This is a genomic window from Massilia sp. HP4 (assembly GCF_005222695.1).
Lineage (GTDB): Bacteria > Pseudomonadota > Gammaproteobacteria > Burkholderiales > Burkholderiaceae_D > Telluria.
Genome location: NZ_STGG01000003.1, coordinates 93,241 through 105,269, shown reverse-complemented (window position 1 = coordinate 105,269; position 12,029 = coordinate 93,241). Strand labels below are relative to the sequence as shown.

The 12,029-nt window shown below is 64.8% G+C and carries 8 protein-coding genes and 2 tRNA genes; 5 read left to right on the top strand and 5 right to left on the bottom strand.

The features are described 5' to 3' along the window. The first annotated feature begins 152 nt into the window (after window positions 1-152). Together E8M83_RS00970 and E8M83_RS00965 are read left to right on the top strand one after the other, a co-directional pair. Entirely contained in the window at window positions 153-437 is a 285-nt protein-coding gene (locus tag E8M83_RS00970; protein WP_137171525.1) for a DUF4404 family protein, read from the top strand. 178 nt (window positions 438-615) lie between these two features. Beyond that, window positions 616-2,811, top strand: a complete 2,196-nt coding sequence (locus E8M83_RS00965; protein WP_229491373.1) for a YgiQ family radical SAM protein — start codon at window positions 616-618, stop codon at window positions 2,809-2,811. On the opposite strand, the gene E8M83_RS00960 is transcribed toward E8M83_RS00965, so the two are convergent. Both E8M83_RS00960 and E8M83_RS00955 read right to left on the bottom strand, forming a co-directional pair. Continuing rightward, window positions 2,812-4,002 carry an AI-2E family transporter gene (locus E8M83_RS00960; protein ID WP_137171523.1) on the bottom strand — a complete coding sequence of 397 codons (1,191 nt, stop codon included), beginning with the start codon at window positions 4,000-4,002 and terminating at the stop codon, window positions 2,812-2,814. Beyond that, window positions 3,999-4,484 (bottom strand): cyclic nucleotide-binding domain-containing protein, encoded by a 486-nt coding sequence (locus tag E8M83_RS00955; protein WP_137171522.1) that lies wholly within the window; start codon window positions 4,482-4,484, stop codon window positions 3,999-4,001. The genes E8M83_RS00960 and E8M83_RS00955 overlap by 4 nt, the downstream gene beginning before the upstream one ends. Window positions 4,485-4,729: 245 nt before the next feature. On the opposite strand from E8M83_RS00955, the gene E8M83_RS00950 reads away from it, so the two are divergent. Continuing rightward, entirely contained in the window at window positions 4,730-5,881 is a 1,152-nt protein-coding gene (locus E8M83_RS00950; protein ID WP_137171521.1) for a diguanylate cyclase, read from the top strand. A 74-nt stretch (window positions 5,882-5,955) separates the two neighbouring features. On the opposite strand, the gene E8M83_RS00945 is transcribed toward E8M83_RS00950, so the two are convergent. Beyond that, a tRNA-Asp gene (locus tag E8M83_RS00945) sits at window positions 5,956-6,032 on the bottom strand. Window positions 6,033-6,072: 40 nt separating this feature from the next. Then, window positions 6,073-6,148 (bottom strand) — tRNA-Val (locus E8M83_RS00940). Window positions 6,149-6,541: 393 nt separating this feature from the next. On the opposite strand from E8M83_RS00940, the gene E8M83_RS00935 reads away from it, so the two are divergent. Further along, entirely contained in the window at window positions 6,542-8,764 is a 2,223-nt protein-coding gene (locus E8M83_RS00935; protein WP_137171520.1) for a TonB-dependent receptor, read from the top strand. Between the two features lie 403 nt (window positions 8,765-9,167). Further along, on the top strand, window positions 9,168-10,979 hold the full coding sequence (locus E8M83_RS00930; protein ID WP_137171519.1) for a S8 family peptidase: 1,812 nt from the start codon (window positions 9,168-9,170) through the stop codon (window positions 10,977-10,979). On the opposite strand, the gene E8M83_RS00925 is transcribed toward E8M83_RS00930, so the two are convergent. After that, window positions 10,969-11,979 carry an AraC family transcriptional regulator gene (locus E8M83_RS00925; RefSeq protein WP_137171518.1) on the bottom strand — a complete coding sequence of 337 codons (1,011 nt, stop codon included), beginning with the start codon at window positions 11,977-11,979 and terminating at the stop codon, window positions 10,969-10,971. The genes E8M83_RS00930 and E8M83_RS00925 overlap by 11 nt on opposite strands. Window positions 11,980-12,029 lie beyond the last annotated feature (50 nt).

Here is a 12,029-nt window from a genome sequence, read left to right as displayed (position 1 = left end):
CGGCGCAGCCGCCAACCCTACGGTCGTGGTGGTAGGGTTGGCGGCTGCGCCGCCGACGCGTTCAACCTGCGTTCGACCCACCCACCAGTGCCGTGTTCCTCCTCCCGCCTCCCATGCCTTACAATGACATCGAGCCAACACCGGAGAACACGATGCAACCAGAACACGATGCCGACCTGAAGGCACGCCTGAAAGCCCTGCACCGCGAGCTGCAAGAGACGGGCGAGACCGATGTCGAACTCGAAACGCTGCTGCGCCAGCTCGACGGCGATATCGAGAAAGTGCTGGAACGCCGCGCCGAGCAGCAGCTCGACGCCAATACCTACGGCCTGGGTTCGCGCACCCAGGAACTGGCGGCCCGCTTCGCCGCCCGCCACCCGCGCGTCGAGTCCGGCCTGCGTGAACTGGGGCAGATCCTGTCGAATATGGGCATCTAGCGTCCGAGCCTCGTAGGCATCCACGCCACAAGTCATTGATTTTAAGCCATTTTTCGGGGCGGTTCGGTGCCCCAAAAATGGTTTTCCGGTACAATGCCGGCCAATGAACTCCCCAGCCAATCTCTTTGCGACGGTCGCCAAGCGCTCCAGCCGCGCCGCTGCCGCACCCTTTCTCCCGATGTCCCGCGCCGAAATGGACACATTGGGCTGGGATTCGTGCGACATCATCCTGGTTACCGGTGACGCCTACATCGACCACCCGAGCTTCGGCATGGCCCTGGTCGGCCGCCTGCTCGAGGCGCAAGGCTACCGCGTCGGCATCATCAGCCAGCCCGACTGGACCTCGGTCGAGCCGTTCCGTGCGCTGGGCAAGCCCAATCTGTACTGGGGCATCACCGCCGGCAATATGGACTCGATGGTCAACCGCTACACGGCCGACCGCAAGATCCGTTCCGACGACGCCTACACCGCCAACGCCGAGCCGAACAAGCGCCCCGACCGCGCCGTGACCGTCTATTGCCAGCGCGCCCGCGAAGCCTTCCCCGGCGTGCCGGTGATCGCCGGCAGCATCGAAGCCTCGCTGCGCCGCATCGCCCACTACGATTACTGGTCCGATAAGGTGCGCCGCTCGGTGCTGTTCGAATCCAAGGCCGACCTGCTCATCTTCGGCAATGCCGAACGGGCCCTGGTCGACGTCACGCGCCGCATCGCGGCGGGCGAGAACATCAAGAATATCCGCGACCTGCGCGGCACCGCCTTCCTGGTGCCGCAGGGCTGGCTGCCGGATGAAGAATGGAGCGTGCACAACTCCACCCGCGTGGACGTGCCGGGCCGCATCGACAAGCAGCCGAATCCGTACGCGATGGCGCTGGAAGACCCAAAGGCCTGCGCGCTCGACAATGCCGCGCCCGAGCCTGAAGTCAAGCCGGTGGTCATCATGACGCGCGAGCAGCGCCAGGCCGCGGCGCGCGAAAAAGCCGCCAAGACCGTGGTGCGCCTGCCGTCGTTCGAAACCGTCAGTGAAGATCCGGTGATGTATGCGCACGCTTCGCGCGTATTCCACCTGGAGTCGAACCCGGGCAATGCCCGGGCGCTGGTGCAGGGCCACGGCGACCGCGACGTCTGGCTCAACCCGCCGCCGCTGCCGCTGGCGATGGACGAGATGGACAACGTCTACGACCTGGCCTACGCCCGCGCGCCGCACCCGAGCTATGGCAAGGCCCATATCCCGGCCTGGGAAATGATCCGGTATTCGGTCAACATCATGCGCGGCTGCTTCGGCGGCTGCACCTTCTGCTCGATCACCGAGCACGAAGGCCGCATCATCCAGAGCCGCTCGGAGCCGTCGATCCTGCGTGAGATCGAGCTGATCCGCGACACGACCAAGAACTTCGCCGGCACCATCACCGACCTGGGCGGCCCGACGGCGAATATGTACCGCCTGGCCTGCAAGGACAAGAAGATCGAGGAAAGCTGCCGCCGCCTGTCGTGCGTGTATCCGACGATCTGCTCCAACCTGGGCACCGACCACAGCAAGCTGATCTCGCTGTACCGCAAGGCACGTGCGATCCCCGGCATCAAGAAGATCCTGATCGGCTCCGGCCTGCGCTACGACCTGGCAGTGCGCTCGCCCGAGTACGTCAAGGAACTGGTGACCCACCACGTGGGCGGCCTGCTCAAGATCGCGCCGGAGCACACCGAGGCGGGCACGCTGTCGAAGATGATGAAGCCGGGCATTGGCGCCTACGACGAATTCAAGCGCCTGTTCGACAAGTATTCGCTCGAAGCGGGCAAGAAGCAGTACCTGATCCCGTACTTCATCGCGGCCCACCCCGGCTCGACCGACGAGGACATGCTGAACCTGGCGCTATGGCTCAAGAAGAACAACTTCAAGCTCGACCAGGTGCAGACCTTCACGCCGACGCCGATGGCGATGGCAACGACCATGTACCACTCGCGCAAGAACCCGCTGGCCAAGGTCACCGAGGATTCGGAGATCGTCGAAACCGCCAAGAGCGGCAAGACGCGCAAGCTGCACAAGGCATTCCTGCGCTATTACGATCCGGAGAACTGGCCGATCCTGCGCGAAGGTCTCAAGCGCATGGGGCGTGGTGATTTGATCGGCAATGGCGAGCGGCATTTGATTCCGCCGCCGGGTGGCGAGTTGCCGGGCGCGGCGCGCGAGGAACGTCGTCCGGCGGGTGCGCCGCCGAAAGGCCGCGTGGTCGAGGTGGCGCCACGTCGTGCCGCGCCAGGTAGCGACCGCCGCGGTCAGCGTACCCCGGCGGCAAGCCCGGCCAGCGCACCGTCAGGCAAGGTAAATCCGTCGATCCTGGCGACCATCAAGTCCAAACCCAAGACCGTCAGGAAGTAACTACTCCTTGGACGTCGCGTTCGGCGTAGGCGCCCCGCGCCTTTCGCGCGCGATGTCCAGGTCGACACTGGCCTGCCTGGTCCTCAACGCCCGCGCATACCGATGCCTGGCCCGCAACCGTGGATTGGTCACCAGCGTCCCAAGCGTCTCGCCGATCACCATCACCACCCCCAGCAGCGGCAGCACCAGCATCAGCCCGACCACGCCCGCCAGCATGCCGCCGATAAAAATCATCAGCACCGTCACCAGCGGGTGGATATGCAGGCTGCGCCCCAGGGTCAGCGGCATGAACAGGAAATCGTCCAGCAGCCGCACCAGCACGAACACCCCGATCGCCCCATAGGCCATCAGCGGATTGCCCGGCGCATCGGTCGAGGCCACGATCACCACCAGCACGCAGCCGGCGATCGAGCCGACGAACGGCACCCAGGCCAGCACGGCCGAGATCAGCCCCAGCAACAAGGGCGACGATACCCCGATCACCCACAGCCCCAGCGCCAGCACCAGGGTGTCGAGCACGGTCAGCTTGAGCAAGCCCTCGAAATAGCGGCGCGCGGTCTGGTCGACCTCGTGCAGCAGGTACAGCGCCCGTTCGAAATACGCATTCGGCACCGCCCGCGCCAAAAACTTCTTGAAGCGCACGCCGTCGCGCAGCAGGAAGAAGGTAAGGAAGGGCGCCAGCAGCAGCGACGGCACCCAGGTCACGACGCCCACCACGATATCGCCCAGGTGGTTTTGCGCGAAGTCGTTGGTATAGGTGGTGAAGGCCATGTCGACGGTCGAGGTCAGCCGCATCTCGGCCAGGATCGGGAACTTCGCCTCGAGCATCGCCATCGTATTGCGGACAAAAGCGACGCCGCCGTCCAGGTACAGGCCGATGGTCGCTTCCCACGAATCTTCTTCGGGGCCGTCGCTCCAGGTCATCGCGGCCGCCAGCACCAGCGCGGACAGGGAGAAGAAAAGCGTGCACACCCAGCTCGTGGCCGCATTGCGGCTGAAACCGGCGCGCACCATGCGTTGCGTCGGGCCCAGCAGGATGTAGTACAGCACGGTGCCGAAGATGAAGGGCAGGGCCAGCCACAGCAATTGCTGGACAACCAGCAGCAGCAGGCAGGTGGCGGCGACGATCCCGGTCCAGACGACGGGGCCGGCGCGCTCGGGACCGTTGACGATGCCGGGCACCGGGCTCATAGCGCTTCCAGCTGCGGCCGCCCGGTTCCCATCCATTCGCGCAGGCGCAGGCCGATGTGGCGCGCCAGGGCCAGCGAAATCTTGTAGCCGAGGACGGCGTCGGTTTCCATCAGGCCCAGGAAGTCGGCGCGGAAGAACACCGCCACCTCGCATGGTTCCATCGCGCGTGCCTGGGCATTGCGCGGCGAGTTGTCGAGCAGGGCCAGGTCGCCGAAGAAGCCGCCCGGTTCCAGCTCGGCCACGATCTGGGTCTCGCCCTCGTGCAGGCGGCTGATGCGCATCCGGCCGCTCATCAGGAGGTAGAGCGCCTGGCCTTCCTCGCCTTCGTCGAAGACGATCTCATCCTTTAGATAGCGGCGTTCGTGCAGCAATCCGTCGACAATCTTCAGTTCCAGCGGCGTTAGCGCACTGAACAGGGATGAACTCTTCAGCCGGTGCAGGCGCGGCGACATCCGAGGGGGTTTGAGGAAACGAAAAATCACGTGGTGCTCCGGCGTGGTGCGGTGTGTTGTCTGTTTGATTATCCCTGATCGGATGCTGCTACGCATCAAAAAGCTGCACCCGAGCACCCCAGTGTGGCAACTTGTCCAACCAGCCGCAAACGTGCGCTCCATACTTTTGAAAAGCGTGTAACATAAATTCTTTACGGAAACAGTAGTTGTTGAATTTATATGCGCCATGCGAGCCGTCGCGTGTGGCCTGGCCAACGTTCCGAAGAGGACAGGCAGTGATCGATATTCAGACTTTTCTTCTTGCGCTCGGGATCGGTAACGTCGGCTTTGCGATCCTGATGGCGGGATATACCCATGGCGCCGTCCGTAATCCGGGTTTGACGCTGTGGATGTGGGCGCGCCTGGGCATGGGGTTGAGCCAGTTGGCAGGCTGGGCTCGTCCCGTGCTTGACCTGCCGTTCCTGGCCGGCCTCGAAGGTATCGGCTGGATCCTCGCGGTGTCGCTCGAGATGGCGGCCTATTGTGTCTTCTTCGGCTTTGCGCGCTGGGGACGGGTGGTGTTGCCGATCGCCGTGCTGTCGTCCGCGGTGGTGATCGCGGCCGGCAGCCACGGCGCCACCCACGCCCAGCTGAGCGCGCTGGTGGCCGGCGTGGTGGCGCTGTTCGCCGCGGCCATGGCCTGGGTGCTGCTGCGCCGGCGCCATGCGTCCCTGCTGCAGCGGATCATCGGCATCAACGATGCGCTGTTCGCGGTCGCGGTCTCGCTGTGGGCCGGCTCGACCCTGCTGGGCAAGGGCCAGTTCGATCACACGCTGGCGCGCGAAGCCGCCTACCTGGCCGGCTACCTGCTGATGATCGTCAACGGTTTCGGTTTCATGCTGCTGTGCAAGCAGAAGGACGATGCACGCATGGCCAGGCTGGCCTCGACCGATTGCCTGACCGGCCTGCCCAACCGCCATGCCTTTTTGGAGCGCGCCGAGCGCGCGCGGCTGGCTGCCCAGCGCCAGCGGCAATGCCTGGCGCTGATGATGATCGACATCGACCACTTCAAGCAGATCAACGACCGCTGGGGCCATGCCAGTGGCGACGATGCCCTGAAGGTGTTCGCCCGCACTGCGCGCGATGTGATGCGCGAGCACGAGACCATCGGCCGCCTGGGCGGCGAGGAATTCGCCATGATGCTGCCCGGCGCCGACATCGACGCCGCGGTGCAGGCCGCCCAGCGCCTGCGCCTGGCCGTGCGCGCGTCGACCGTGATCACCAGCGGGCCGAGCTACACGATGACGGTGAGTATCGGCGTGGTGGTGCTCGATCCGAACGAAGACCTGAGCGCGGCGCTGGCGCGCGCCGACCATGCCTTGTATGCGGCCAAGCGCGCAGGAAGGGATCGGGTGGAAGTGGGCGATCCGGTGCGGCGCCGGGCGTGAATGGCATGCCGCCGATGAAACGGATGCGGAAAAAGAAAAAGGGCCCGACGAATCGGACCCTTCTTCCTTGATGCTGGCGGAGCGGACGGGGCTCGAACCCGCGACCCCCGGCGTGACAGGCCGGTATTCTAACCAACTGAACTACCGCTCCGTTTACTCTGATCATTACTTCGATCGACCATCGAGATGCTTGGTGGGCGCTGAGAGGCTCGAACTCCCGACCTAATCCTTGTAAGGGATCCGCTCTACCAACTGAGCTAAGCGCCCATCTCGGTGGTTTCTATCTGACGCTTGTCATTGCGTCCGAAGAGGCCCGAATTATAGAGGTTGGGTTTCAAGGTCTGCAAGGGTTTTTCGAAAAAAATTCAAAAACCTTTTGTGCGGGCGTGGAAGCACCGCCCTAAGGCGGAGCCCGAACCGGCACATCTGCATGTGTTGTAATCAAGGCGACACACGCGATATTTACTTGCCGTTGCATGGACCATTCACGGACAATACCGCCTTTGACAAGTCGGCAACCTTACAACATCGCAAAGATGTGCGCCAGAGATGCGCGTTGCCGAGGGCGGGTCATATCCGCTCGCGCTCCCGGCGGGGGTAGCGTCCATAAGAAGAGGAACGGGGACATCGGTTCTTTTTTTAATCACCAGGAAACATTCCATGACCAAGATGTCCAAGATGCACAAGCGCGTTATCCGCGCGCATGGCGCAATGCTGGCGCTGTCCGCCGCGCTGCCGATCGCACCGGCGATCGCCCAGACGACCGAGCCCCAATCCCTGCAACTCCAGTCCGTGACCGTGACGGCCCAGCGCCGCACCGAGAACATCCGCGACGTGCCGGTCTCCGTCACCGCCCTCAAGGGAGATAAACTTGACGTGCTGGTCTCCGGCGGCGACGACATCCGCCTGCTGGCCGGCAAGGTGCCGAGCCTGAACGTCGAATCGTCGAATGGCCGTACCTTCCCGCGCTTCTATATCCGCGGCTACGGCAACACCGACTTCAACACCTTCGCCTCGCAGCCGGTCTCGCTCGTGTATGACGACATCGTGCAAGAGAACCCGATCCTGAAAGGCTTCCCGATCTTCGACCTGGCCAGCGTCGAAGTGCTGCGTGGCCCGCAGGGCACCCTGTTCGGCCGCAACACCCCGGCCGGCGTCGTGAAATTCGAATCCGAGAAGCCGAACCTGAAAAAGGTCGAGGGCTACTACAACCTGTCGGCCGCCTCGCACTACACGATGAACGCCGAAGGCGCCGTCAACGTGCCGCTGTCGACCAATGTGGCGATGCGCGTGTCGGCCGTCGGCCAGCACCGCGACGACTACGTCAACAACTTCAGCGACGTCGCCAAGACCCGCAAGACCGGTGAACTGGACGGCTACAACGAACACGCCGAACGCGTGCAGTTCTTGTACAGCAAGGACGGCTTCAGCGGCCTCCTGGGCTTCCACCAGCGCCAGACCAATGGCAGCGCGCGCCTGTTCCGCGCCAACCTGATCAAGAAGGGCAGCAACACCTTCGCCGACGGCACCGACCTGGACGACATCGTCACCAACGCCCAGAACTTCCAGAGCCTGAAGACCAACGGCATCAACCTGCGCCTGCAGTGGGACCTGGGCAACTACAAACTGCACTCGATCACCGGCTATGAACACATCGTCGACTACTCGAGCCGCGGCGACATCGACGGCGGTACGCCGGCCGGCCCGGGCGTCATCCCGTTCCAGGTCGAGACCAACGGCTATATCGAGAACCTGGACCAGTACACGCAAGAATTCCGCCTCGAGTCGCAATACACCGGCCCGTTCAACTGGCAGACCGGCCTGTACTTCTTCGATGAAGACGTGACGGGCGGCAGCGACAATTTCAACAGCACCACCTACGCACGCACCTCGCGCCTGCGTTCGAACCAGAAGAACGAAGCCTGGGCTGCGTTCGCATCGGCAAGCTATGACCTGACCCCGGACTGGACCGTCCGCGGCGGCCTGCGCTACACCAAGGACGAGAAGGATTTCCGCACCATCGAAGCGGATAACGTTGTCCAGATCGGCCCGTCGTCGGTCAAAGAGAACAAGGACAAGATCAGCTGGGACGTGTCGGCCACCTATAAAGTGACCCCGAGCGTGAACGTGTATGGCCGCGCCGCCACCGGCTTCCGCGCGCCGAGTATCGCCGCCGCCTCGGCCGAAGTGCCGATCACCGTGGCCGATTCGGAAACCATCAAGTCGTTCGAACTGGGCGTCAAAGCCGACCTGTTCGACCGCCGCGCGCGTACCTCGTTCTCGATCTATGACTACACGATCGAAGACCAGCAGCTGACCGTGGTCGGTGGTAACTCGAACGTCAACCGCCTGATCAATGCCGACAAGACCAAGGGCAAGGGCGCCGAGTTCGACTTCGAAGCGGCCGTCAGCACCGCCCTGCGCGTGAGCGCCGGCGCCAGCTACAACTACACGCAGATCCGCGACGGCAGCCTGTCGGTGAACAAGTGCGCCCAGTGCACCATCACCAATCCGCTGAACGCCGTCGGCCGCGTGATCATCGACGGCAACCCGCTGCCGCAGGCGCCGCGCTGGACCTTCAACGCGACCGCCCGCTACGGCGTGCCATTCCGCGACGGCGAGCTGTATGTCTTCACCGACTGGTCGTACCGCAGCAAGATCAACTTCTTCCTGTACGAGGCGACCGAGTTCACCGGCGCCCCGCTGACCGAAGGCGGCGTGCGCGTCGGCTATATCTTCGGCAACGGCAAGTACGAAGTCGCCGCGTTCGGCCGCAACATCCTCGACCAGCGCCGTATCACCGGCGCGATCGACTTCAATAACCTGACGGGCTTTACCAACGAGCCGCGCCAGTGGGGTATGCAGTTCAAGGGCAATTTCTGAGCGTTTAGAAAACCTGCTCTCGAGCCGAAGGGGCCGCGCATTGCGCGGCCTTTTTTTCATCTTGCGCCTTGGCGCCATGCACGCGACATAAGCATACATACCAAAAATGTCACATGAATATTTATCTGAAAATTACTATTATTCAAGTTGCATGATTGTTCAATATCTAAATATGGCGTCAATTATTCTGTGTTCAGAAATAATTGCCGAATAAGTGATTTTTTTCGAATTCACACCGATTTAACCGTTGTAACGACGCTGAAAACGGTTGGAATTTCCCATAGTCCCTTCTTCCTTTCGCGCTACGCTGGGTTCGCCGCCTCGAGACGGCACCGGCACTGCCGGTCCTACAACGACACAAGCGAGCCATCGCTTGACGGAAAACCTTGAAGAAGGAAGAACCATGAAGCAAACGCATTCGACTCATCCAACCGTGTTGAAGATGTGTGCAGCGGTCGCGCTGGCGCTGGCTTCCGCCTCGGCCCTCGCGGCCGCTGGCGGCGCCGGCGGCGGCGCACCGCAGTTCGTCGTGGAGACAGACCGAATCATCGTGAAATACCGCGACGCCAAGGCCGCCGCCAACGGCGCCATGGCCCGGGTGGCGAGCCTGAGCAGCGACCGCAAGGCCAGGCTCGACCGCGCCGGCCAGCAGTTCGGCGTGGTGGTCAGGGAAAGCCATGCCATCTCGACCGGCGCCCAGGTGTTCAAGCTGGATCGCAAGCGCCACCTGAAGGAAGTGGAATCGCTGGCCGCCGAGATGATGGCGCGCGACCCGGCGATCGAATACGCCGAGCCGGATCGCATCATGACCCATCTGGCGACGCCGACCGATCCGCGCTACACCGACCAGTGGCACTATTATGAAACCGCCGGTGGCCTGCGCCTGCCGGCCGCCTGGGACAAGTCGACCGGCAGCGGGGTGGTGGTGGCGGTGATCGATACCGGCTACCGCCCGCACGCCGACCTCTCCGGCCAGCTGCTGGCCGGCTATGACTTCATCAGCACCGCCGCCATCGGCAACGACGGCAATGGCCGCGACAGCGACGCCCTGGACCCGGGCGACGCCGTGGTGGCGGGCGAATGCGGCAACGGCCAGCCGACCCGCGACCAGGGCTCGAGCTGGCACGGCACCCACGTGGCCGGCACGGTGGCGGCGCGCACCAATAACGGCGCCGGCGTGGCGGGCGTGGCCTACAACGCCAGGATCGTCCCGGTGCGCGTGCTGGGTAAATGCGGCGGCTATACCTCGGACATCGCCGATGCCATCACCTGGTCATCGGGCGGCAGCGTGTCGGGCGTGCCGGCCAATGCCAACAAGGCGCGCGTGCTGAACCTGTCGCTGGGCGGCGGCGGCGCCTGCGGCGCAACCACCCAGAACGCCATCAACGGCGCCCGCTCGCGCGGCGCGGTGGTGGTGGTCGCGGCCGGCAACGACGCCATCAACGTCAGCAACGCCAGCCCCGCCAACTGCTCGGGGGTGATCGCGGTGGCCGCTACCGGCCGCACCGGCGGGCGCGCTTCGTACTCCAACTATGGCAACCTGGTCGACGTCGCGGCGCCGGGCGGCGACGGCGCGTATGGCGTGCTGTCGACGCTCAACACCGGCACCGGCGCGCCGGCCTCGGACAGCTATGCAGCCTACCAGGGCACCTCGATGGCGACCCCACACGTGGCCGGCGTGGCGGCGCTGATGCTGGCGCTGAACACGAACCTGACGCCGGACGATATCGAATCGAAGCTCAAGTCGACCGCGCGCGCCTTCCCGGCCAGCTGCTCGGGCTGCGGCACCGGCATCGTGGACGCCACAGCGGCCGTGAATGCGGCCACCACCGGCGGCACGCCTTCCACCACCCTGGCCGAGAGCGAGGCGAACAACACCATCGCCACCGCCGATGTCGTCAGCGCGGGCAACACGACCGTGACCGGCAACCTGGGGTCGACGTCCGACACGGATTACTTCCGCGTCGACCTGCCGGCCGGCCGCACCCTGGGCGCGACCCTGACCCCGGGGGCGAGCACTGCCGACTACGACCTGTACGTGTACAACGCCTCGGGCACGCAGCTGGGCACCAGCCAGAACGGCGCCGGCGCGACCGACAGCGTCAGCTCGGCCAATAGCGGCAGCAGCACGGCGACCCGCTATGTGCGCGTGACCTATTACAGCGGTGGTACCGGCGCGACCAACGGCAAGTACACGCTGAATCTCAGCTGGTAATCCGGTCTATCAGCCCGCCGTCCGGCTGGTGAAAACGCGCGGCATCGCCCGCGCGTTTTTTTTGACGGTACAGGCCCGGCGCGCAACCGCTGCTGCGCTTGAAGGCGGCGCTGAATGCGCTTTCGGATGCATAGCCAAGGCGCCAGGCGATCGTCGCCACCGGCGTTTCTTCATCGCGCAGCGCCTGGCGCGCCAGCCGCATGCGCCAGGCCTGCAGGTACTGCAGCGGCGCCATGCCGACCAGCTGGCGGAAGCGCAGCGCCAGGGCCGAGCGCGACATCGCGGCTTCCTGCGCCAGCTCCTCGACGCTCCAGCGCCGCTCGGGCGCGCCGTGCAGCAGGCGCAGCGCGGCGCCGATCCTGGGATCGGCCATGGCAGCCAGCCAGCCGTGTTGCGCGCCGCCCGGCTCGCGCAAGGCCTGGACCAGCGCGATGCGCGCCAGGCCGTCGGTCACCAGGCGGGCTCCTGCATCCGGCGCGCCTGCCTCGTTGCCATATAAAGCCAGCAGCGCACGCAGCGCCGGTGCGGCCTGCGCATCGGCGCGGATGTGCAGTTCGGGCGGCACAACTTGCTCCAGGAGGTCGCGTTGCAAGGCGTCGAATTCGAAGCGGCCGGCAAGCATCTCCATGCCGTCCGCGGCATCCGGATCGCCCCATGTCACGGTGTCGCCATGCAGCGCCGCAAAGTGGGCCGGGCCATCCTGCGCCGGCAAGGCGAGAGCGGTCGCCGCGATATACGGCCGGCCGCTGCGCATCAGCAGGCAGTCGCCGGCCTCGAGGCGGTAGGGATGCGCGTCGCCCTCGACCTGCACCAGCAGGGCGCCGCGCAGCTGGGCGATGAATTTCAGGTAGGGATACGACGGAAAGCGCAGCGCCCACGGGCCGCCGGCCGTCATGCGCAGCGCGGCGCCGCTGCGCACCTGGAGCAGGGCCAGCACGTCGGACAGGGGATCGGAAGGGAGGTCTGGACGGTCGCGCATGAACGGTGGAGGACGCAGCATGGTGGGCCGCGCCGCCCGATTCTACACTGGCCTGATCGTTTTTTTGGAAA

Bases quoted from the DNA above. Each gene is read 5' to 3' on its own strand.
- E8M83_RS00970 (WP_137171525.1), top strand. From the start codon at position 153: ATGCAACCAGAACACGATGCCGACCTGAAGGCACGCCTGAAAGCCCTG.
- E8M83_RS00965 (WP_229491373.1), top strand. From the start codon at position 616: ATGTCCCGCGCCGAAATGGACACATTGGGCTGGGATTCGTGCGACATC.
- E8M83_RS00960 (WP_137171523.1), bottom strand. From the start codon at position 4,002: ATGAGCCCGGTGCCCGGCATCGTCAACGGTCCCGAGCGCGCCGGCCCC.
- E8M83_RS00935 (WP_137171520.1), top strand. From the start codon at position 6,542: ATGACCAAGATGTCCAAGATGCACAAGCGCGTTATCCGCGCGCATGGC.
- E8M83_RS00930 (WP_137171519.1), top strand. From the start codon at position 9,168: ATGAAGCAAACGCATTCGACTCATCCAACCGTGTTGAAGATGTGTGCA.
- E8M83_RS00925 (WP_137171518.1), bottom strand. From the start codon at position 11,979: ATGCTGCGTCCTCCACCGTTCATGCGCGACCGTCCAGACCTCCCTTCC.